This is a genomic window from Pseudomonas sp. zfem003 (assembly GCF_032621675.1).
In the GTDB taxonomy this organism is placed as follows: Bacteria; Pseudomonadota; Gammaproteobacteria; order Pseudomonadales; family Pseudomonadaceae; genus Metapseudomonas; species Metapseudomonas otitidis.
The window spans coordinates 25,573-45,670 of sequence record NZ_JAVYJG010000005.1 but is presented as its reverse complement, the minus strand read 5'-3'; the positions used below and the strand labels follow the sequence as shown (position 1 = coordinate 45,670).

Below are 20,098 nucleotides of genomic sequence, written 5' to 3'. Positions count from 1 at the left end.
CGCTACTCGAACAGCGCGTCGAGCGCCTGCTCCAGGCGCGTCACCGCGATGACCCGCAAGCCGGGGGGCGCCTCTTTCGGGGCGTTCCCCTTGGGCACGATGGCCCGCTTGAAGCCATGCTTGCCCGCCTCCTTCAGGCGCTCCTGCCCGCTGGGCACCGGGCGCACCTCGCCAGACAGGCCCACCTCGCCGAACACCAGCAGATCATGCTCCAGCGGCCGGTTGCGCAGGCTCGACATGATGGCGGCGATCAGCGCCAGGTCGGAGGCCGTCTCCAGCACCTTCACCCCGCCCACCACGTTGAGGAACACATCCTGGTCGTGGGTGGGGATACCGCCGTGGCGGTGCAGCACCGCCAGCAGCATCGCCAGGCGGTTCGGGTCCAGGCCCAGGGTGACCCGGCGCGGGTTGGCCAGGTGGCTGGTGTCCACCAGCGCCTGCACTTCCACCAGCATCGGCCGCGAGCCTTCCCAGGTGGCCATCACCACGCTGCCGGGCACCGCTTCCTGGGCGCGGGTGAGGAAAATCGCCGACGGGTTGGAAACCTCCTTCAGGCCGCGATCGGTCATGCCGAACACGCCCAGCTCGTTCACCGCGCCGAAGCGGTTCTTCACCGCCCGCAGCAGGCGCAGGCGGCCGTCGGACTCGCCCTCGAAATACAGCACCGTGTCGACCATGTGCTCCAGCACGCGGGGGCCTGCCAGGGCGCCCTCCTTGGTCACGTGGCCGACCAGGAAGATCGCCGTGCCGCTCTGCTTGGCGTAGCGCACCAGCAGCGCGGCGCTCTCGCGCACCTGGGCCACGCCGCCGGGAGCGGACTGCAGCTGCTCGGTGAAGATGGTCTGGATGGAGTCGATCACCATCACCTTGGGCTTCTCCACCCGCGCAGTGGCGATGATGCTTTCGATGCAGGTCTCGGTCATCACCTTGAGCTTGTCTTCCGGCAGCCCGAGGCGACGGGCGCGCATGGCAACCTGCTGCTGGGATTCCTCACCGGTGACGTAGAGCGCGGGGAAGCGGGTGGCGATGTTGCAGAGGGTCTGCAGGAGGATGGTGGACTTGCCGATGCCGGGGTCACCGCCGATCAGCACCACCGAACCGTCGACCAGACCGCCACCGAGCACCCGGTCCAGTTCGGCCGAAGCGGTGGAGAAGCGCGGCATCTCCTCGACGCTGACCTCGGCCAGGGTCTTGATCTGCGCCTGGCCGCCGGCCCAGCCGGCGCGCCCGCTGGAGGACGAGGCGGCAGCCCCTTCCACCACGGTTTCCACCAGGGTGTTCCAGGCCCCGCAATCGGCACACTGGCCAGCCCATTTGGGGAAGGTCGAGCCGCACTCGGTGCAGCCGTACATGCGCTTGGCCTTGGCCATCAGCGGACTCCGTCAGAAAAACGAAGCCCGCATGATAGCGGATCACCCCTTGCAGGCGCGCCCGCAGCCGCAGCAGCCTTCCTTGCGTGGCAGGCGGGCCAGGTCCTGGGCCAGGCCTTCGCGTCGCATCTGCAGGGCCTGCAGGCTGGAGCCGTCCAGCGGCTCGGTGCCGGCCTGGACGCGGGCGATGCGCTTGTCCAGCAGGTCCAGCTGCTGGCGCAGGCGATCACGTCGTTCCTCGGCTCGGCGCGCCTCGTACTGGGCCTTGCGGTCGGATTCGGGGGTGGCGCTCGGAAGGGTGTCGTAGGCCGTCATGGCGAGTGCTCCGAAGGGGAAAGGCGGCCAGCCTAGCCAGCCGCCCCAGGCACCGCGTTGACGCCGGTCAACCGCCCTGATGGGCCCTGAGCAACTGGGCGATCTCGTCCTTCAGGGCGACCCGCTTCATCTTCAGGCTGTGCAGTTGCAGGTCATCCAGGGCATGCCGGCCGTCCTCCACTTCATAGATGCGCGTGTCGAGGTGGTGGTACTCGGCGGCCAGGCGGGCAAAGTGCACGTTGTGCTGGAGAAGCTCGTGCATCGTGGCGTGATCATCAGGGAATTCGCGTTCCAGGGCATGGTGTTCGAGAGGCATGGCAAGGCTCCTTGCAAGACCGAAGCAGCAGCTAGAGGCTAGACCAGCCTGGGCAACCGGACAGCCACCTGTTTCATCCGCTTTACAGTGAACGCTCGTGACTGGGCGCCGCCTGGCGGGCGCACTAGGATGAGCGGTCGCCCCCCCAGGAGAACCCCCGATGCTCGAGCTGCGCCCCACCTGCGAAGCCTGCGCCCGCGCCCTGCCGCCCGCCAGCACCGAAGCCCGCATCTGCTCCTTCGAATGCACCTTCTGCGCCGACTGCGTCGAGCGGCTGCACAACGTCTGCCCCAACTGCGGCGGCGGCTTCTACCCGCGCCCGGTGCGCCCGAAGGTGCTGCTGGGGCGCTACCCGGCAGCCGGCGTGCGGGTGCAGAAGCGCCCCGATCCCCAGGTACACGAGGACTTCTGCCGGCTCTACCGCTACACCGAACCGCAACACCGGTAGGATGGCGCTGTCAGAACACTCGGTTACACTTTCAGCCCATCAGTCCAATCCCCGGGGGAAATCGCATGAGCTTGCTGTCGGAATTCAAGGCCTTCGCGGTCAAGGGCAACGTGGTCGACATGGCCGTGGGCATCATCATCGGTGCCGCATTCGGCAAGATCGTCTCGTCCTTCGTCGGCGACGTGGTCATGCCGCCGGTGGGGATGCTGGTCGGGGGCGTGGACTTCTCCGACCTGGCCATCACCCTCAAGGCCGCCGAGGGCAACGCCCCGGCCGTGGTCCTGGCCTATGGCAAGTTCATCCAGACGGTGCTCGACTTCGTGATCGTGGCCTTCGCCATCTTCATGGGGGTCAAGGTGATCAACAAGCTCAAGCGCGAGGAAGCCGCCGCCCCCGAAGTACCGCCGGCCCCCACCAAGGACCAGGAGCTGCTCAGCGAGATCCGCGACCTGCTCAAGGCCCAGCAGAAACAGCAGCCCTGAGCGGCAGGTGAATGAAAGAACGGCGCCCGAGGGCGCCGTTCTTCACGGGGCAGGCTCAGCCTGAACGCCGCGGGTGACCGGGCGGCGGCTCCAGCAGCAGCCGGTTGACCCGACGCTCCTTCACCTCGATCACCTGCAGGCGCCAGCCTTCCACCTCCAGCGCGTCGCCCACCACCGGCAGGCGGTCCAGCAGGCTCATGGCCAGGCCGGCAACCGTCTGGTAGCCCTCCTGGGCACGGGGCGGGAAGCCCAGACGCTCGTTCAGCAGGCTCAGGTTCACCGCGCCGCTGACCTTCCAGCCCGTGTCCACGGGCTCGATATCCAGGCCGTCCACCTCGCTGGCGTCCGGCAGTTCGCCGGCGATGGATTCGAGGATGTCGGTCATGGTCAGCAGGCCCTCGAAGCCACCGAATTCGTTGACCACGAAGGCCACGTGGGTCGAGGCCTTGCGCATCTCCTCCAGGGCACTGAGCACCGAGGCGCTCTCCGGCAGGTTGGGCGGGATGCGCAGCAAGGGCTCGATCTCCGGCACCTGGCCCTGCAGCAGCGCGCGCAGCAGTTCCTTCTTGTGCACGTAGCCCAGGGGCTCGTCCACGTCGGCGTCACGGACCACCACCAGGCGCGAATAGGGCGAGCGCAGCAGCGCGTCGTACACCGTCTCGCGGCTGTCGGCCAGGTCGATGCGCTCCACTTCCACGCGGTTGGTCATCAGGGTGCGGATGGGGCGCTCGGCCAGGCCGAGCACGCCGCTGATCATCACCCGCTCGCGGCGGTCGAAGGGCACCTGGCCGCGGCCGTTGTCCTTCACCAGGTCGGCGATCTCCTCGCCCACCTCGTCGGCCTCCACGCCACGGCCACCCAGCAGGCGCAGCACCGCGTGGGCGGTCCGCTCGCGCAGGCCGCCGGCTTCCTCCTGGCGGCGGCGACGGCGCCAGCGCACCGTCTGGTTGGCCAGCTCGATGAGGATCGAGAAGCCGATGGCCGCGTACAGGTAGCCCTTGGGAATGTGGAAGCCCAGGCCTTCGGCGGTGAGGCTGAAGCCGATCATCATCAGGAAGCCCAGGCACAGCATGATCACCGTGGGGTGGGCGTTGACGAAGGCGGTCAGCGGCTTGCTGGCGACGATCATCAGGCCGATGGAGATCACCACCGCGATCATCATCACTTCCAGGTGCTCGACCATGCCGACAGCGGTGATCACCGCGTCCAGGGAGAACACCGCGTCCAGCACCACGATCTGCGCCACCACCGGCCAGAACAGGGCATAGGTGCGGCTGCCGGTGCTCGGCTGGGCATGGCCCTCGATGCGCTCGTGCAGCTCCATGGTGGCCTTGAACAGCAGGAACACACCGCCGAACAGCATGATCAGGTCACGGCCCGAGAAGGCGTGGCCGAAGACCTCGAACAGCGGCTCGGTCAGCGTCACCAGCCAGGAGATGCTGGCCAGCAGGCCCAGGCGCATCAGCAGTGCCAGCGACAGGCCGATCAGGCGCGCGCGGTCACGCTGGTGGGGCGGCAGCTTGTCCGCGAGGATGGCGATGAACACCAGGTTGTCGATGCCCAGCACGATCTCCAGCACCACCAGGGTGAGGAGGCCCAGCCAGGCCGTGGGGTCGGCGATCCACTCCATGTCAGCCCTCCTCGCCGCAACGACGGGCAGCCGCCATCCGGCACGCCGAAGGGGCGCGGAACGGGAGGCCGAAGGGATTCACGGCAGGGAGCCAGGGAACGGGAAGGCGCGAGGCGCCGGAGAGGGAGGGGGCCGGGGGAGGCCGGGTACTGTCGCTGTCCATTGGGGTCCGATCAGAAAAAACGGACGTGCATCGTAGGACAGAACGCGGCCTTCCCCCGAGCCGTCAATTTTTACCAATCGTGACATCGGCTTCGCGGCGCCGGAACAGCGGGCGCGGCTCGATCACCGAGCGGCCGTAGAGCACGCTGAGCCCGGCCAGCCCCTTGAGGGCGTCCTCGGCGGACTTGTCAGCACGCACCGCAAAGGCGTCGAAGCCGCACTGGCGCATGTGCGCCAGCTGGTCCCGCAGCACGTCCCCCACGGCGCGCAACTCGCCGGCCCAGCCGAGCCGGCTGCGCAGCAGGTAGGCCTGGCTGTAGCCCCGGCCATCGCGAAAGCTGGGGAAGTCCACGGCGATCAGCGGCAGGCTGTAGAGGCAGTCCCGCAGGGCCTCCACGTCGTCGTCCGGCTGCAGCAGCAGCGCATCCTCGCTGACGCGTTCGCCCGCCAGCACGGTGGCGTCCTGCCGGGCTTGCCAAAGCGCCAGCGGCAGGATCAGCGGCCCGCCGTCCGGCAGCGCCTCGTCCGGGCGCACCAGGGTCCAGGGGTCGTCCTCGACCAGGCCGGGCACGCCCTGGCGCAGGCGGATCAGGTTGTTCATGCCGGTTCCTCCTCACGGGTGTAGACCCGTGCCTTGAACGGCTCCAGGCCGATGCGGCCGAGGGTGTCGACGAAGCGCTCGTCGCCCTCGCGGTGCGCCAGGTAGGTGTCGGCGATGTGCTCGATCACCTGGGGCACTTCGGCCGCGCTGAAGGACGGGCCGATCACCCGCCCCAGGGCCGCCGACATGCCCTGGGAGCCGCCGAGGGTCACCTGGTACCACTCGCTGCCGCCCTTGTCGACGCCGAGGATGCCGATGTTGCCGATGTGGTGGTGGCCGCAGGCATTCATGCAGCCGGAGATGTTCAGGCTCAGTTCGCCGAGGGCCTCCAGCCGCGCCGGGTCGCGGAAGCGCGCCTGGATCGCCTGGGCGATGGGGATCGACTTGGCATTGGCCAGGGCGCAGTAGTCGCCGCCGGGGCAGGCGATGATGTCGGTCAGCAGGCCGACGTTGGGGGTCGCCAGGCCCGCCTCGCAGGCGGCCAGCCAGAGGGCGTGCAGGTCGCGCTTGGGCACGTCCGGCAGCACCAGGTTCTGTTCGTGGGCAATGCGGATCTCGCCGAAGCCGAAGCGCTCGGCCCACTCCGCCACCGCCTCCATCTGCGCGGCGGTCACGTCACCCGGCGGGGCCTCGGGACCGGGCTTGGTGGAGATCACCACCGACGCATAGCCGGGCACCTTGTGCGGTTGCAGGTTGCGCGCGCACCAGCGGGCGAAGGCCGGGTCCTCGGCAAGGCGCCGGCCATGTTCCAGGTCGGCGGCATCGAGGGTGGCGTAGGCCGGTGTGGTGAAGGAGGCCGCCACGCGGGCGTACTCCGCCTCGGTCAGCTGGGCCGGGCCGTCGCGCAGGTGCTCCCATTCGGCCTCCACCTCACGGGCGAAGGCCTCGATGCCCAGGGCCTTGACCAGGATCTTGATGCGCGCCTTGTACTTGTTGTCGCGGCGGCCGTGGCGGTTGTAGACCCGCAGCACCGCCTCGACATAGGACAGCAGGTGGCGCCAGTGCAGCCCCTCGCGGATCACCTGGGCGAGGATCGGCGTGCGCCCGAGCCCGCCGCCCACCAGCACCTTGAGGCGCATCTCGCCGTCCCCGTCGCGGTACAGGTAGAGGCCGATGTCGTGCATCTGCACGGCCGCGCGGTCCTCCTCGGCGGCGCAGAGGGCGATCTTGAACTTGCGTGGCAGGAAGAGGAATTCCGGGTTCACCGTGGACCACTGGCGGAGGATCTCGGCCAGCGGGCGCGGGTCCAGCAGCTCGTCGGCGGCCACCCCGGCGAAGGCCTCGGTGGTGATGTTGCGCACGCAGTTGCCGGAGGTCTGGATGGCGTGCATGTCGACATCGGCAAGGCGTTCGAGGATGTCCGGCACCCGCTCCAGATCGATCCAGTTGAACTGGATGTTCTGCCGGGTGGTGAAGTGGCCGTAGCCCCGGTCGTACTCCCGGGCGATGAGGGCCAGGGTGCGCAACTGGTCCGACGACAGCGTGCCGTAGGGGATGGCCACCCGCAGCATGTAGGCGTGCTTCTGCAGGTACAGGCCGTTCTGCAGGCGCAGGGGCAGGAACTCTTCCTCGCTCAGCTCGCCGCTCAGCCGCCGCGCCACCTGGTCACGGAACTGCGCGACGCGTTCGCGGACCAGGGCGCGATCGTAGTCGTCGTATCGGTACATGGGGATCCTCATCGGGCCGCCGGAGGCGGCAATCGTCCGGGTAGCCACTATGGCGAGCCCCCCGGCGCAGAAACAGAATCAGATCGAAGCAGAAATCCGATATCAGATGACCCAGGCCGCCCCTGGTGTCGCCTGGGAGCAGATGGCGCCAATCTGATCTCCTAAAAGCAGCCAAAACTGAGGCTGTTTCGTCCCGCCCCGCCTTCCTAGAGTGGCGCCCCGGTCGGCAGTGCCGGCCAGCCATTCCCACTCCTGAAGGTTTTCCGCATGAAGACTGCAGAAATCGAACCCGCCTACGACTACCGGGTGGTGCGCCAGTTCGCGCTGATGACGGTGGTCTGGGGCATCGTCGGCATGGGCCTGGGGGTGTTCATCGCCGCCCAGCTGGTCTGGCCGTCCCTGAACCTCGACCTGCCCTGGACCAGTTTCGGCCGCCTGCGGCCGCTGCACACCAACCTGGTGATCTTCGCCTTCGGCGGCAGCGCGCTGTTCGCCACCAGCTACTACACCGTGCAGCGCACCTGCCAGGCGCGGCTGTTCGGCGGCAGCCTCGCCGCCTTCACCTTCTGGGGCTGGCAGGCCCTGGTGATCTGCCTGCTGGTGACCCTGCCCCAGGGCCTGACCACCACCAAGGAATACGCCGAGGTGGAATTCGCCGGGGCGGTGTGGATGGGCATCGTCTGGGTCGCCTACGCGGTGGTGTTCTTCGGCACCGTGATGAAGCGCCAGACCAAGCACATCTACGTCGGCAACTGGTTCTTCGGGGCCTTCATTCTGGTCACGGCGATGCTGCACATCGTCAACCACGTCGCCATCCCGGTGAGCTGGTTCAAGTCCTACCCGGTCTACTCCGGGGCCACCGACGCCATGGTGCAGTGGTGGTACGGGCACAACGCCGTGGGCTTCTTCCTGACCACCGGCTTCCTCGGGATGATGTACTACTTCATCCCCAAGCAGGCCGGGCGCCCGGTCTACTCCTACCGCCTGTCCATCGTGCACTTCTGGGCGCTGATCACCCTGTACATCTGGGCCGGCCCGCACCACCTGCACTACACCGCGCTGCCGGACTGGGCTCAATCCCTGGGCATGGTGATGTCCCTGGTGCTGCTGGCCCCCAGCTGGGGCGGCATGATCAACGGCATGATGACCCTGTCGGGTGCCTGGCATAAGCTGCGCGACGACCCCATCCTGCGCTTCCTCGTGGTGTCCCTGGCCTTCTACGGCATGAGCACCTTCGAAGGCCCGATGATGGCCATCAAGACCGTCAACGCCCTCTCCCACTACACCGACTGGACCATCGGCCACGTGCACGCCGGTGCCCTCGGCTGGGTGGCGATGATCTCCATCGGCTCGCTCTACCACCTGATCCCGCGCCTCTACGGCCGCGAGCGGATGTACAGCACCGGGCTGATCAACGCGCACTTCTGGCTGGCCACCATCGGCACCGTGCTCTACATCGCCTCCATGTGGGTCAACGGCATCACCCAGGGCCTGATGTGGCGGGCGGTGAACGACGACGGCACCCTCACCTACTCCTTCGTCGAGGCGCTGGAGGCCAGCCACCCCGGCTTCATCGTGCGCTTCGTCGGTGGCCTGTTCTTCCTCAGCGGCATGCTGCTGATGGCCTGGAACACCTGGCACACCGTGCGCACCACCGACCGTGCGACGGCCCCGGCCGGCGCCACGGCCTGAGGAGCGGAGCATGGATGCCGAAACCCTGAACGTGCTGTTCGGCCTGGGCACGGTGGCCTTCTTCTTCGTCGCCGTGCAACTCAGCCTCGGGCGCAGCCAGCGCCAGCTGGACGAAGCCACCATGCTGCCGTTCGCCGACGACGAGCCCGTGGCCCGGCGCATGGAGCGCGCCACCGGGCGCAGCAGCACCGGCTGCAGCTGCCCGGGCCGCTGCGACGGCAGCTGCGCCACCCGCACCGACCTGGAGGCCTGAGGGCCTCAACGAGCGCGCCGGGGCGGCCCTCTCTCCCGTCCCGGTCATGCCGGGTGGGCCGCCCCCTAAGGGCGCCTCTGAAAACGTAGGCGAGGCAGTCAGCGCAAGGCAAAAACCGGCGAAAAAGCGCAGTTTACTTGCGGTAAATGAGCATTTTGAGCCGGTTTTTAACGCTGCGATGACAACGCAGACAGTTTTCAGGGGTGTCCCTTATCGGTCCACCCGGCTACTGCCTGGCCACAACCGAGGTGTCTTATCTACGATGCGCGACGTCTCCCGCTTCTGAATGTGCTGTTACCGCATCTAGCAACCGAGGTTTCCATGATCATCAAACCGCGCGTGCGTGGCTTCATCTGCGTCACTACCCATCCGGCCGGCTGCGAGGCCAACGTCAAGGAACAGATCCGCTACGTCGAGTCCAAGGGCCCCGTGGCCAACGGCCCGAAGAAGGTGCTGGTCATCGGTTCGTCCACCGGTTACGGCCTGGCCGCACGCATCACCGCCGCCTTCGGCGCGGGCGCCGACACCCTGGGCGTGTTCTTCGAGCGTCCGGGCAGCGAGACCAAGGCCGGCACCGCTGGCTGGTACAACTCCGCCGCCTTCGAGAAAGCCGCCCAGGCCAAGGGCCTGTACGCGCGCAGCATCAACGGCGACGCGTTCTCCGATGAGGTGAAGCGCGTCACCATCGAGACCATCAAGCAGGACCTGGGCCAGGTCGACCTGGTGGTCTACAGCCTGGCCGCCCCGCGCCGCACCCATCCCAAGACCGGCGAAGTCTTCAACTCCGTGCTCAAGCCGGTCGGCAAGACCGTCAACTTCCGTGGCCTGGACACCGACAAGGAAGTGATCAAGGAAAGCGTGATGGAGCCGGCCACCGAGGCCGAGATCGCCCACACCGTGGCGGTCATGGGCGGTGAAGACTGGCAGATGTGGATCGACGCGCTGCAGGAAGCCGGCGTGCTGGCCGACGGCGCCAAGACCACCGCCTTCACCTACCTGGGCGAAGAGATCACCCACGACCTGTACTGGAACGGCTCCATCGGCGCCGCCAAGAAGGACCTGGACCAGAAGGTCCTCGGCATCCGCGAGAAACTCGCCGCCACCGGTGGCGACGCCCGCGTCTCCGTGCTGAAGGCCGTGGTCACCCAGGCCAGCTCGGCCATCCCGATGATGCCGCTGTACCTGTCGCTGCTGTTCAAGGTGATGAAGGAAAAGGGCACCCACGAAGGCTGCATCGAACAGGTCGACGGCCTGTTCCGCGAGAGCCTCTACGGCACCGAGCCGCACCTGGACGCCGACGGCCGCCTGCGAGCCGACTACAAGGAACTGCAACCGGACGTGCAGGACACCGTGAAGGACCTGTGGAACAAGGTGACCAACGAGAACCTGTACCAACTGACCGACTTCACCGGCTACAAGACCGAGTTCCTGCGCCTGTTCGGCTTCGAAATCGACGGCGTGGACTACGAGCAGGACGTGAACCCGGACGTGCAGATCCCCAACCTGATCCAGCTCTGACCGGCTTCACCGCTCCACCCACCGGCGCCCCAGGGCGCCGGTTTTCGTTTGGACGAGACAGGAAGCCCCCACAACCCCCGGTAATCCGCTGGGCTCCGGGGTGATCAGCGACACCCTCTACCAGTAATTCTCCACCGCCACCTGCCCCGGCCGCCGGCTGAGCGACAGGTTCATCCCCCTCGCCTTCAACACCGCCCGGGTGTCCTCGATCATCTGCGGGTTGCCGCAGAGCATCACCCGCGAATGCTCCGGCTCCAGCGCCAGCCCGGCTGCGCGCTCCAGTTCGCCGTTCTCGATCAGGGTGGTGATGCGCCCACCCAAGGCCCCAGGGTGGGCCTCGCGGGTGACCACGGACAGGTAGAGGAACTTCTCGGCCACGCCTTCCAGGTGCTCCAGCCCCGCCAGGCCGTGGATCAGCGGCTGGTAGGCCAGCTCCGCCGCGTGGCGCACGCTGTACACCAGCACGATGCGCTCGAAGCGCTGCCACACCTCCAGGTCCTGCAGGATCGACAGGAACGGCGCCACGCCGGTGCCGGTGGCCAGCAGCCAGAGGTCGCGGCCATCGACGAAGCGGTCGAGGGTGAGGAAGCCGAAGGCCTGCTTGTCGACCAGCAGGGTGTCGCCCGCCGCCAGCCGGCTCAGCTCGGAGGTGAACTCGCCGCCGGGCACGACGATGGAGAAGAAGTCGAGGAACTCGTCATGGGGCGCCGAGACCATCGAATAGGCCCGCCACACCGCGCTGCCATCGGCCTTGGTCACGCCCAGGCGGGCGAACTGGCCGGCGCGGAAGCGAAAGCCCGGGTCACGGGTGGTGCGCAGGGTGAACAGGTTCTGGGTGAGGGGCCGGACCTCACGGAGGGTCTGGCGGGTGAACTTCTCGTCGCTGGCGGACATGGCACGGCTCCGGGTCGGATACCGCGCCAGTCTCGCGCAAAGCAGGCCCGGCAAACACCCGCGGGCCATGTGGCTATCCGCCGGAAGGCGGACAGCCGGGGGGCATCAGCGCTTGCGGTTGACGGTCTGCGCGGCGCGCAGCACATCGGCACCGATCTCGGCCTCGTACTTCTTCCACACCGGCATCATCGCCTGGCGCCAGGCCTCGCGCTCCTCGGGAGTGAGGGTGATGACCTTGGCCTTGCCGGCGGCGATTACCTTCTCGCGGTCCTTCTCGTTCATCGCCTCGGCTTCCTTGTTCACCTGGGCGGTGACCTCGTCGATGATCGCTTCCAGCTCGGTGCGGGTCTCGTAGGGGATGCCGATCCAGAACTTGTGGTTGGTGATCAGCATGTAGCTGATCGAACCATGGCCGGTCTCGATCACGTAAGGCTGCACGGTGTCGATCTTCTGGGTCGCCACGTTCGACCAGGGGCCTTCGGTGCCCTGGATGGTGCCGGCCTGCAGGGCCTTGAAGGCCTCGGCAAAGGGCATCTTCACGGTGGTGGCACCGAGTTGGGCGAACTGCGCCTCCAGCACCGAGGAGGGCTGGATACGGAAGGCCAGGCCCTTGGCGTCCTCGGGCTTGTGCAGCTCGCGGCTGGCGGTCATCACCTTCATGCCGTTGTTCCAGTAGCCCAGGCCGTAGATGCCGTCCTTGGACATGGAGCGCAGCAGCTCGCGGCTCTTCTCACGCTTCTGGAAGCGCTTCACCGCCTCCAGGTCGTCGAACAGGTAAGGCAGGTCGAACACCTGCAGCTGCTTGGTGTAGGCCTCGAACTTGGACAGCGACGGCGCCAGCATCTGCACCTCGCCCTTCTTCAGCGCCTCGATCTCGTTGGCATCGCCGAAGAGGGTGGAGTTCGGGTAGACCTCGACCTTGACCTTGCCGGCCAGGCGCTCCTCCACCAGCTTCTTGAACAGCAGGGCGCCCTTGCCCTTGGGGGTGTCCTCGGCCACCACGTGGGAGAACTTGATCAGCACCGGCTCGTCGGCCAGCACCGCATTGGAAAAGACGAACAGCGAGGCGAAGACCGCCCCCAGCAGAGACCTGTACATGCAAGCACCTATGCAAATGGAAACGGCGAAGCCCGCGCAGGAAGGCGCGAGCCCCGTCCGGATTCGATGTGTGGTTCGGTGGTCGACCCGCCCCCAACCAGCGGATTCGCACCGTCAAACGGCGTACCAGGTCGTTCAGGGCAGAGAAAAGCCCGAGGCCTGGTTATTATTGGTGCCGCTTCGGCGCACGGGGCCCGTCCGGGCCCGCCGCAGCGGAAGCGCGGAATTCTAGTGATATCGGGGCAATAGACAAGCGCCGGTTTCCCCAACCACCTCTCAGTTTCAGCAGATTCTTTCATGGCCCTCCTGGTAACCCCTTTCGCCCAGCTCGACCTTGTCCGCGTACCCGACCAGCAGGGCGAGCCGTTGCAGGCCTTCGACGCCGCTGACGAGTACCTGCTCAACCACCTCCATGCCCAGGGGCCGTCATCCGACACCCGTGTCCTGGTCCTCAACGACAGTTTCGGCGCCCTCGCCGCCAGCCTCGCTCCGCACCTGCAGGTCACCAGCAGCGGTGACTCGCACCTGGGTTTCCTCGGCCTCTCGCGCAACCTCGCGCGCAACGGCCTGGAGGGCGCCCCGGTGCGCTTCGTGCCGGCCAGCGAACCGCTCACCGGGCCGTTCGACCGAGTGCTGATCCGCGTGCCCAAGACCCTCGCCCTGCTGGAGGAACAGCTCATCCGCCTGCACGGCCAACTGGCCCCCGGCGCCCAGGTGGTGGCCGCCGGCATGGTCAAGCACCTGCCCCACGCCGCCGGCGACCTGCTGGCGAAGTACATCGGCCCGATGCAGCCCTCTCTGGCAGTTAAGAAGGCGCGCCTGCTGATCGCCACGCCGGAAGCGAAGCCGTTCGTCGCCTCGCCCTACCCGACCCGCTACCGGCTGGACGAACCGCGCGTGGAACTGCTGAACCACGCCAACGTGTTCTGCCGCGACGGGCTGGACATCGGCACCCGCGCCTTCCTCCCGCACCTGCCGCGCGGCCTGGCCCGCGTGCGAGCCGCCGACCTCGGCTGCGGCAACGGCATCCTCGGCATCGCCTACGCCCTGGCCAACCCCGAGGCCGAGCTGACGCTGGTGGACGAGTCCTACATGGCCGTGCAATCGGCCCGGGAAAACTGGCAGGCGGCCCTCGGCGAGCGCCCGGCGGACATCCGCGCCGGCGACGGGCTGGCCGAGCAGCCGGCGGACTCACTGGACCTGGTGCTGTGCAACCCGCCGTTCCACCAGCAGCAGGTGGTGGGCGACTTCCTCGCCTGGCGGATGTTCGTGCAGGCGCGCAACGCGCTGGTGACGGGGGGCGAGCTGTGGATCGTCGGCAACCGCCACCTGGGCTACCACGCCAAGCTCAAGCGGCTGTTCCGGGGCGTCGAACAGGTCGCCGCCACGCCGAAGTTCGTGATCCTCAAAGCCACCAAGTAAGAAGGGCGGGACAAGATACGCGCGGATTGATGGGCATCGCTGCGCTAAGCGCCATCCTACGGGGCATAGCCTGGCGAACGACATGAGCGCACACGACGCAGCACACGACGTAGCCCGGACTTCAGTACGGGAATGCTCGGCGCCGAGCCCGGGCTAGCCGCAGGGTGGATCGCGCTTCATCGATCCACCACCCAGCCGCGCCGAGCTCCGCGTGGTGGATGCAAAGAGCGGCATCCACCCTGCGCCAGACGAAACTCCACAGCTTGGCGAACGACATGAAGCTCACACGACGTAGCCCGGACTTCAGTCCGGGAATGCTCGGCGCCGCGCCCGGGCTGCTCAGTGGGTGCTGAGCCCCGCTGCCGTCATCACCATGCGCAGCAGGTAGGCCACCACGCCGAGGGCCAGGACGCTGAGGGCCCAGATGCCCACCAGCCAGCCCAGGCGTTGCCACAGGGGCTTCTTCGGGGTGTCGTCGAGGTTCATGGTCGCTCTCCTGTCCATCAGTGGTAGCCCTGGTCCGGGGTGACCTTGCCGCGGAACACGTAGTAGCTCCACGCCGTGTACACGAGGATGAACGGGATGATGAACAGCGCCCCCACCAGCGCGAAGCCCTGGCTCTGCGGCGGCGCCGCGGCATCCCAGACGCTCACCGCCGGCGGGATCACGTTCGGCCACAGGCTGATGCCCAGGCCGCTGTAGCCGAGGAAGATCAGCACCAGCGTGAGCACGAACGGCAGGTGGTTGGCGTTGTTCGCCACCGCCCGCAGCAGCGCCCAGGTGCACACCAGCACCAGGATCGGCACCGGCAGGAACCAGAACAGGTTGGGCAGGCTGAACCAGCGCTGGGCGATGGCCTCGTGGGCCAGCGGCGTCCACACGCTGACGATGCCGGTGATGCCCAGCAGCACCAGCACCAGCGGCCGCGCCAGGTCATGCATCTGCTGCTGCAGGCGCCCTTCGGTCTTCATGATCAGCCAGGTGCAGCCGAGCAGCGCATAGGCGGCGATCAGCCCCAGGCCGCAGAACAGCGGGAAGGGCGCCAGCCAGTCCAGGGAGCCGCCGGCATAGGCGCGGTTCACCACCGGCAGGCCCTCGATGTAGGCGCCCAGGGCCACGCCCTGGAAGAAGGTGGCAGCAATGGAACCGCCGATGAAGGCCTTGTCCCACAGGTGGCGCTTGGCGGGCTTGGCCTTGAAGCGGAACTCGAAGGCCACGCCGCGGAACACCAGCCCGATGAGCATGAACATCAGCGGCAGGTACAGCGCCGAGAGCACCACCGAGTAGGCCAGCGGGAAGGCCGCGAACAGCCCCGCCCCGCCCAGCACCAGCCAGGTCTCGTTGCCGTCCCACACCGGCGCCACGGTGTTCATCATCACGTCGCGCTCGGTGTCGTCCTTGACGAAGGGGAAGAGGATGCCGATGCCGAGGTCGAAGCCGTCCATCACCACATACATCATCACGCCGAAGATGATGATCACGGCCCAGATCAGAGAAAGGTCGATACCCATGTTCAATTCCTCGTACCCAGCGCATCGCCGCTGGTGTCATCGTCCGCCGACTCGTCGGCCGCCGAGAGGGGCCGCGCCGGGGTGCGTTGCTGGCCGGGGCCGCCAGTGCCCTGCTCCTTGCCCTCGTCGGTGACCGGGCCCTTGCGCACCAGGCGCATCAGGTAGGCGAAGCCGGCGCCGAAGACGGCGAAGTAGACCACCACGAACATCACCAGGGTCAGGCTCAGCTGGGCCACGCTGTGCTGGGACACCGCCTCGCTGGTGCGCATCAGCCCGTAGACCACCCAGGGCTGGCGGCCCATCTCGGTGGTGAACCAGCCGGCGAGGATGGCGATCAGCCCGGAGGGGCCCATCCACAGGCAGAAGTAGAGGAACGGCCGGGAGCTGAACAGCCCGCCGCGCCAGCGCAGCCACAGGCTCCAGACACCGGCGAGGATCATCGCCAGGCCCAGGGCCACCATGATGCGGAAGGACCAGAACACCACGGTGGAGTTCGGCCGGTCTTCCTTGGGGAACTCCTTCAGCGCCGGCACCTGCTGGTCCAGGCTGTGGGTCAGGATCAGGCTGCCGAGGTAAGGGATTTCCACCTTGAAGCGGGTTTCCTCGCGCTCCATGTCCGGCCAGCCGAAGAGGATCAGCGGGGTCGCCTCACCGTGGCTGTTATCCCAGTGGCCTTCCATCGCGGCGATCTTCGCCGGCTGGTGCTTGAGGGTGTTGAGGCCGTGCAGGTCGCCGATGAAGGCCTGCACAGGCGCCACGATCAGCGCCATCCACATGGCCATCGAGAGCATCTTGCGGATCGCCGGGTTGTCCCGGCCGCGCAGCAGGTGCCAGGCCGCCGAGGCGCCGACGAAGAACGCCGTGGCGAGGAAGGCGGCGGTGGCCATGTGCATCAGGCGGTAGGGGAAGGACGGGTTGAACACCACGGCGAACCAGTCGGTGGGGATCACCCGGCCGTCGACGATCTCGAAGCCCTGGGGCGTCTGCATCCAGCTGTTGGAGGCGAGGATCCAGAAGGTGGAGATCAGCGTGCCGATGGCCACCATCACCGTGGAGAAGAAGTGCAGGCCCGGGCCGACACGGTTCCAGCCGAACAGCATCACGCCGAGGAAGCCCGCTTCGAGGAAGAACGCGGTGAGCACCTCATAGGCCAGCAGCGGCCCGGTCACCGAGCCGGCGAAGTCGGAGAACGCACTCCAGTTGGTGCCGAACTGATAGGCCATTACCAGGCCGGACACCACGCCCATGCCGAAGTTGACGGCGAATATCTTCGACCAGAAGTGGTACAGGTCGCGGTAGACCTCCTGCCGTGTCTTCAGCCACAGACCCTCCAGCACGGCGAGGTAGCTCGCCAGGCCAATGGTGATGGCCGGGAAGATGATGTGGAAGGACACGGTGAAGGCGAACTGCATTCGGGCAAGATCGAGAGCCTCCAAACCGAACATGACGATTCCTCTAATCAGGTTGAAACAGGCACGGGCCAGCGGGTTCCATCGCACTTGGAACCGCGCCAGGTCGTAATTGTTCTTATGGAATCGCAGGCGGGCGGGGGGCGGGCCTGACAGCCCAATACCATTTCCGCCCACGACTTATTGATGCGGATCAATGCGCTTGAAGATTAACCAAGCGTAGCGCAGGGGTTGCTGTGGTTCGTTGCCGCGCGACAGGCTGCCGCGCGACCGAACGCCGCAGCACACACGGCGCGGCGCCGTCCTTGAGCGGCTGCATGGCTAGTCGGAGCGGAGGGCGTCGGGGTGGTCCACGTCGCGCAGCACGCCGGGGTCGTCCAGCGCCAGCGCCACGCAGGCATCCGGGTGGGCCTGCAGCACCGGGCGGGCGCCCTGGTCGCCGCCCAGGCCCTGCAGCTCCCTCCAGAAGTCCCGCCCGAACAGCACCGGGTGGCCCCGTTCGCCCTGGTAGCGGGGAAACACGATGCGCCCGGGTGCCGCCTGGGCCTGCAGTGCCCGCAGGCTGGCCTCGGTGATCCAGGGCATGTCCCCCAGCAGCACCGCCAGCGCCTCGGCGGAGTGACCGGCCAGGGCGCGTGCGCCGGCCGCCAGGCTGTGGCCCATGCCCTGGCTCGCGTCCTGGCAACGGATGATCCGCGCCCCGTCGGGCACGCCCAGGCGGGCCGGATCGTCCTCGGGCCGCAGCACCAGGTGCACCTCGTCGAACACCGCCTCTGCCCGCGCCAGGCTGGCAGCCAGCAGGGTGCGACCGTCCCCCAGCGCAGCCTGGCGCTTGTCGCTGCCGAAGCGGGTGCCGAAACCGGCAGCGAGAATCAGGGCGACGACCTTGGGCATAAGCACTCCAGGGGTTCGGACGAAGGGAGCGAATTTGAATGTGCAGGCGCGAAACGTAGCCCGGGCTTCAGCCCGGGAACAAGGCAAGGACGGAAGCGTACAAGCGTGGGAGCGAATTCATTCGCGAGGGCAGCCGCCAGTCTGCCCAGGCCGCTGCCGAGTGGGACAGCCCCGGGCTGAAGCCCGGGCTACGGGAGCCAGGCCCTCACACCCGCTCGCGGGCAACCCCGCTGCGCACGCGGACGATGTCCGCCATTACCGCCAGGGCGATTTCCGCCGGGGTCTTGCTGCCGAGGTTGAGGCCGATGGGGGCGATGATCCGGGCGATCTCCGCCTCCGACAGCCCGCCTACCCGGCGCAGGCGCTCCAGGCGCTTGGCGCTGGTGGCCATGGAGCCCATCACGCCGATGTAGAAGGCCTCGGTGCGCACCGCCTCGATCATCGCCAGGTCGTCGATCTTCGGGTCGTGGGTCAGCGCCACCACCGCCGTGTCGGCGTGGCAGCCGCCCAGGCGGATGTATTCCGAGGGCAGCTCGCGGCGGATCTCCACACCCGGCAGTTCGACGCCCTGCAGCGCCTCCTCGCGGGGGTCGCAGAGCACCACCTCGAAGCCCAGGCTCAGGCCAAACTCGGCGCACACCTGGGCCACGCTGGAGTAGCCCGCCAGCAGCAGGCGCTGGGCCGCGCCAACCCGCAGCTGAACCCGCTCGGCCTCGCGCAGCACCCGGGGGCCCTGATCGCGGTCCGGCAGCAGGCGGCGCGTGCCGTCGCCCAGGGCCACCTCGCGGATCAGCCGGCGTTGGCCGGCCAGGGCGCCTTCCAGCTCGCGCAGGTGCGCCTGGGCCTCGCAGTCCGCCGGCAGGCGCTCCACCAGCACGTCGAGGATGCCGCCGCAGGGCAGGCGGATGGACGCGTGGGTGTCGCTGCCGTCGCCGTAGCGCACCACCTGCACCGGCCGTTCGAAGACACCGGCGGCCAGGCGTTCGAGGAAGTCATCCTCCACGCAGCCGCCGGACAGCGAGCCGATCCAGTGGCCGTCGGCGGTGGCCGCCAGCAGCGAACCCGGCGCGCGGGGCGCCGAGCCGTAGGTGGCGAGCACGGTGCACAGCCACACCGTGCGCCCGGAAACCGACCATTCCAGGGCCTTGCGCACGACCAGCAGATCGAGGTGTTGCATCGACGGGGACCTATCAGTGGGTGGGCACGTCCGCGCGCAGGGCTTTCACCTGCTCCAGGGTCAGCTCGTCATCGAGCCCGCCCCAGGTCTGGCGCAGGTAGTTGAGCAGGTCGCGCAGGCGCGGGTCGTCGAGTTTATCGCTGAAACCGGGCATCGGCTGCATCCGCTCAAAGCCGGTGAACTGCTGCTCGCGGATGCCGTCGTCGATCACCCGCAGCAGGTTGCGCGAGTCGGCCTGGCGCAGGGTGGTGTTGCCGGCCATGGCCACCGCCACGTGGGGGATGCCCTGCCCTTCGGCGCCGTGGCAACCGGCGCAGACGTTCAGGTAGTCCTGCCGGCCGGCCTGGGCGCTGGGGCTCAACTCGCCCAGCGGGCGGGTGGCGATGATCGCCGGGGCCGGTGGCTGGTCGCCCATGAGGAACACCGCCATGGCCTTGTGATCCACCTCCGGCAGGTACTGCAGGCTGTGGTGCAGCACCGGGTACATCTCGTTGAACACCGTGCCCTGGGCACTGACGCCATGGCGCAGGAAGGTGGCCAGGTCCTCGGTGCTCCAGCCCCGCGCGGCCATGTCATCGGCCTTCAGGCTCGGCGCCAGGTAGCCGAGGATCACCCCGCCCTCCAGGCGCTGTTCCTGCTGCAGGGCACCCAGGGCGTTGCGCGGGGTGTGGCACTCGCCGCAGTGGCCGAGCACGTCCACCAGGTACTGGCCGCGCGTCCACTGCTCGCTCTTGCCGTCCGCCGGCTCCAGCTGCACGCGGTTCTTGTAGAGCATGTTCCAGAAGGACAGGCCGAAGCGCAGGTTGAAGGGGAAGGCCAGCTCGGTCTTCGGGCTCGGCCGGGCGATCGGCTCCAGGCTCATCAGGTAGGCGTAGAGGGCGTCGGAGTCCTCGCGGCTGATGAGGTGGTAGGAGGTGTAGGGCATCGCCGGGTAGAGCTTGGTGCCGTCGGGCTTCTCGCCCTCGGTCAGGGCGCGGAAGAAGTCGTCGGCGCTGTAGCGACCGATGCCGTGTTCCTTGTCCGGGGTGATGTTGGTGCCGTAGATGGTGCCGAACGGCGAGGCCAGCGGCAGCCCGCCGGCGTAGGGCGCGCCACCCTCGATGCTGTGGCAGGCCACGCAGTCGGCGGCCCGGGCGACGTAGCGCCCGTGCTCGATCTGCGCCGCGTCCCGGGGGGCGTCGGCGGCGCTGGCCAGCAGCGGCAGGGTCAGGCCCGCCGCGATCATCAGTGCTTTCATGC

20 protein-coding genes are annotated in these 20,098 nt (G+C 68.0%); 6 read left to right on the top strand and 14 right to left on the bottom strand.

Going from position 1 to position 20,098, the window contains the following annotated elements; genetic code table 11:
- Nucleotides 1-2 precede the first annotated feature (2 nt).
- The 3 genes from radA to RTK35_RS11800 form a co-directional block, all read right to left on the bottom strand.
- On the bottom strand, nt 3-1,370 hold the full coding sequence (radA, locus tag RTK35_RS11810; protein WP_044410504.1) for a DNA repair protein RadA: 1,368 nt from the start codon (nt 1,368-1,370) through the stop codon (nt 3-5).
- Between the two features lie 42 nt (nt 1,371-1,412).
- Nucleotides 1,413-1,685 carry a hypothetical protein gene (locus tag RTK35_RS11805; RefSeq protein ID WP_044410508.1) on the bottom strand — a complete coding sequence of 91 codons (273 nt, stop codon included), beginning with the start codon at nt 1,683-1,685 and terminating at the stop codon, nt 1,413-1,415.
- A gap of 67 nt (nt 1,686-1,752) precedes the next feature.
- A complete protein-coding gene (locus RTK35_RS11800; protein ID WP_044410511.1) occupies nt 1,753-2,001 on the bottom strand; it encodes a YdcH family protein in 249 nt (82 codons plus the stop codon).
- A 160-nt stretch (nt 2,002-2,161) separates the two neighbouring features.
- Between RTK35_RS11800 and RTK35_RS11795 the strand changes: the two genes are divergently transcribed.
- Nucleotides 2,162-2,449: a DUF1272 domain-containing protein gene (locus RTK35_RS11795; RefSeq protein ID WP_074972942.1), complete on the top strand. Its 288-nt coding sequence runs from the start codon at nt 2,162-2,164 to the stop codon at nt 2,447-2,449.
- A gap of 65 nt (nt 2,450-2,514) precedes the next feature.
- Nucleotides 2,515-2,931 carry a large-conductance mechanosensitive channel protein MscL gene (gene mscL, locus RTK35_RS11790; RefSeq protein ID WP_074972941.1) on the top strand — a complete coding sequence of 139 codons (417 nt, stop codon included), beginning with the start codon at nt 2,515-2,517 and terminating at the stop codon, nt 2,929-2,931.
- 55 nt (nt 2,932-2,986) lie between these two features.
- Here the strand turns inward: mscL and RTK35_RS11785 are convergent, their stop codons facing one another.
- From RTK35_RS11785 to RTK35_RS11775, 3 genes are all read right to left on the bottom strand, one after another.
- Nucleotides 2,987-4,561: a TerC family protein gene (locus tag RTK35_RS11785; protein WP_160481696.1), complete on the bottom strand. Its 1,575-nt coding sequence runs from the start codon at nt 4,559-4,561 to the stop codon at nt 2,987-2,989.
- Between the two features lie 226 nt (nt 4,562-4,787).
- Nucleotides 4,788-5,324, bottom strand: coding sequence for a DUF934 domain-containing protein (locus RTK35_RS11780; RefSeq protein WP_208275989.1), 537 nt, complete (start codon nt 5,322-5,324; stop codon nt 4,788-4,790).
- Complete coding sequence (locus RTK35_RS11775) at nt 5,321-6,991, bottom strand: nitrite/sulfite reductase (RefSeq protein ID WP_316908072.1); 1,671 nt, start codon at nt 6,989-6,991, stop codon at nt 5,321-5,323. Before RTK35_RS11775 ends, RTK35_RS11780 begins: the two co-directional genes overlap by 4 nt.
- Nucleotides 6,992-7,258: 267 nt before the next feature.
- On the opposite strand from RTK35_RS11775, the gene ccoN reads away from it, so the two are divergent.
- From ccoN to fabV, 3 genes are all read left to right on the top strand, one after another.
- Nucleotides 7,259-8,683: a cytochrome-c oxidase, cbb3-type subunit I gene (ccoN, locus tag RTK35_RS11770; protein WP_074972937.1), complete on the top strand. Its 1,425-nt coding sequence runs from the start codon at nt 7,259-7,261 to the stop codon at nt 8,681-8,683.
- A gap of 10 nt (nt 8,684-8,693) precedes the next feature.
- Nucleotides 8,694-8,936, top strand: coding sequence for a cytochrome Cbb oxidase CcoQ (locus RTK35_RS11765; protein WP_107328859.1), 243 nt, complete (start codon nt 8,694-8,696; stop codon nt 8,934-8,936).
- Nucleotides 8,937-9,257: 321 nt separating this feature from the next.
- The gene (gene fabV, locus RTK35_RS11760; RefSeq protein ID WP_044410532.1) at nt 9,258-10,454 is read left to right on the top strand and encodes an enoyl-ACP reductase FabV; all 1,197 of its coding nucleotides are present in this window, start codon (nt 9,258-9,260) and stop codon (nt 10,452-10,454) included.
- A gap of 117 nt (nt 10,455-10,571) precedes the next feature.
- Here fabV and RTK35_RS11755 read toward each other — a convergent pair whose 3' ends face one another.
- On the bottom strand, nt 10,572-11,348 hold the full coding sequence (locus tag RTK35_RS11755; protein WP_316908071.1) for a ferredoxin--NADP reductase: 777 nt from the start codon (nt 11,346-11,348) through the stop codon (nt 10,572-10,574).
- 105 nt (nt 11,349-11,453) lie between these two features.
- Nucleotides 11,454-12,446 (bottom strand): TRAP transporter substrate-binding protein, encoded by a 993-nt coding sequence (locus tag RTK35_RS11750; protein WP_316908070.1) that lies wholly within the window; start codon nt 12,444-12,446, stop codon nt 11,454-11,456.
- 297 nt (nt 12,447-12,743) lie between these two features.
- Between RTK35_RS11750 and RTK35_RS11745 the strand changes: the two genes are divergently transcribed.
- The gene (locus RTK35_RS11745) at nt 12,744-13,868 is read left to right on the top strand and encodes a class I SAM-dependent methyltransferase (RefSeq protein WP_316908069.1); all 1,125 of its coding nucleotides are present in this window, start codon (nt 12,744-12,746) and stop codon (nt 13,866-13,868) included.
- A 339-nt stretch (nt 13,869-14,207) separates the two neighbouring features.
- Here RTK35_RS11745 and RTK35_RS11740 read toward each other — a convergent pair whose 3' ends face one another.
- The 6 genes from RTK35_RS11740 to RTK35_RS11715 all read right to left on the bottom strand — a co-directional run bounded on the left by RTK35_RS11740 (nt 14,208) and on the right by RTK35_RS11715 (nt 20,096).
- Entirely contained in the window at nt 14,208-14,354 is a 147-nt protein-coding gene (locus tag RTK35_RS11740; RefSeq protein WP_069559907.1) for a DUF2474 domain-containing protein, read from the bottom strand.
- Between the two features lie 17 nt (nt 14,355-14,371).
- Nucleotides 14,372-15,379, bottom strand: coding sequence for a cytochrome d ubiquinol oxidase subunit II (gene cydB, locus RTK35_RS11735; protein ID WP_069559908.1), 1,008 nt, complete (start codon nt 15,377-15,379; stop codon nt 14,372-14,374).
- Between the two features lie 2 nt (nt 15,380-15,381).
- Nucleotides 15,382-16,824, bottom strand: a complete 1,443-nt coding sequence (locus RTK35_RS11730; protein WP_316908068.1) for a cytochrome ubiquinol oxidase subunit I — start codon at nt 16,822-16,824, stop codon at nt 15,382-15,384.
- A 285-nt stretch (nt 16,825-17,109) separates the two neighbouring features.
- The gene (locus tag RTK35_RS11725) at nt 17,110-17,682 is read right to left on the bottom strand and encodes a nucleotidyltransferase family protein (RefSeq protein ID WP_316908067.1); all 573 of its coding nucleotides are present in this window, start codon (nt 17,680-17,682) and stop codon (nt 17,110-17,112) included.
- A gap of 205 nt (nt 17,683-17,887) precedes the next feature.
- Nucleotides 17,888-18,859 carry an XdhC family protein gene (locus RTK35_RS11720; RefSeq protein ID WP_268194173.1) on the bottom strand — a complete coding sequence of 324 codons (972 nt, stop codon included), beginning with the start codon at nt 18,857-18,859 and terminating at the stop codon, nt 17,888-17,890.
- Nucleotides 18,860-18,872: 13 nt separating this feature from the next.
- Nucleotides 18,873-20,096 (bottom strand): cytochrome c, encoded by a 1,224-nt coding sequence (locus RTK35_RS11715; RefSeq protein ID WP_172432684.1) that lies wholly within the window; start codon nt 20,094-20,096, stop codon nt 18,873-18,875.
- Between the last annotated feature and the right edge of the window lie 2 nt (nt 20,097-20,098).

Bases quoted from the DNA above. Each gene is read 5' to 3' on its own strand.
- RTK35_RS11775 (WP_316908072.1), bottom strand. From the start codon at position 6,991: ATGTACCGATACGACGACTACGATCGCGCCCTGGTCCGCGAACGCGTC.
- RTK35_RS11765 (WP_107328859.1), top strand. From the start codon at position 8,694: ATGGATGCCGAAACCCTGAACGTGCTGTTCGGCCTGGGCACGGTGGCC.
- RTK35_RS11745 (WP_316908069.1), top strand. From the start codon at position 12,744: ATGGCCCTCCTGGTAACCCCTTTCGCCCAGCTCGACCTTGTCCGCGTA.
- RTK35_RS11800 (WP_044410511.1), bottom strand. From the start codon at position 2,001: ATGCCTCTCGAACACCATGCCCTGGAACGCGAATTCCCTGATGATCAC.
- RTK35_RS11755 (WP_316908071.1), bottom strand. From the start codon at position 11,348: ATGTCCGCCAGCGACGAGAAGTTCACCCGCCAGACCCTCCGTGAGGTC.
- cydB (WP_069559908.1), bottom strand. From the start codon at position 15,379: ATGGGTATCGACCTTTCTCTGATCTGGGCCGTGATCATCATCTTCGGC.
- RTK35_RS11750 (WP_316908070.1), bottom strand. From the start codon at position 12,446: ATGTACAGGTCTCTGCTGGGGGCGGTCTTCGCCTCGCTGTTCGTCTTT.
- RTK35_RS11740 (WP_069559907.1), bottom strand. From the start codon at position 14,354: ATGAACCTCGACGACACCCCGAAGAAGCCCCTGTGGCAACGCCTGGGC.
- RTK35_RS11780 (WP_208275989.1), bottom strand. From the start codon at position 5,324: ATGAACAACCTGATCCGCCTGCGCCAGGGCGTGCCCGGCCTGGTCGAG.
- RTK35_RS11795 (WP_074972942.1), top strand. From the start codon at position 2,162: ATGCTCGAGCTGCGCCCCACCTGCGAAGCCTGCGCCCGCGCCCTGCCG.
- RTK35_RS11785 (WP_160481696.1), bottom strand. From the start codon at position 4,561: ATGGAGTGGATCGCCGACCCCACGGCCTGGCTGGGCCTCCTCACCCTG.
- fabV (WP_044410532.1), top strand. From the start codon at position 9,258: ATGATCATCAAACCGCGCGTGCGTGGCTTCATCTGCGTCACTACCCAT.
- RTK35_RS11805 (WP_044410508.1), bottom strand. From the start codon at position 1,685: ATGACGGCCTACGACACCCTTCCGAGCGCCACCCCCGAATCCGACCGC.
- RTK35_RS11715 (WP_172432684.1), bottom strand. From the start codon at position 20,096: ATGAAAGCACTGATGATCGCGGCGGGCCTGACCCTGCCGCTGCTGGCC.
- radA (WP_044410504.1), bottom strand. From the start codon at position 1,370: ATGGCCAAGGCCAAGCGCATGTACGGCTGCACCGAGTGCGGCTCGACC.
- mscL (WP_074972941.1), top strand. From the start codon at position 2,515: ATGAGCTTGCTGTCGGAATTCAAGGCCTTCGCGGTCAAGGGCAACGTG.
- ccoN (WP_074972937.1), top strand. From the start codon at position 7,259: ATGAAGACTGCAGAAATCGAACCCGCCTACGACTACCGGGTGGTGCGC.
- RTK35_RS11730 (WP_316908068.1), bottom strand. From the start codon at position 16,824: ATGTTCGGTTTGGAGGCTCTCGATCTTGCCCGAATGCAGTTCGCCTTC.
- RTK35_RS11720 (WP_268194173.1), bottom strand. From the start codon at position 18,859: ATGCAACACCTCGATCTGCTGGTCGTGCGCAAGGCCCTGGAATGGTCG.
- RTK35_RS11725 (WP_316908067.1), bottom strand. From the start codon at position 17,682: ATGCCCAAGGTCGTCGCCCTGATTCTCGCTGCCGGTTTCGGCACCCGC.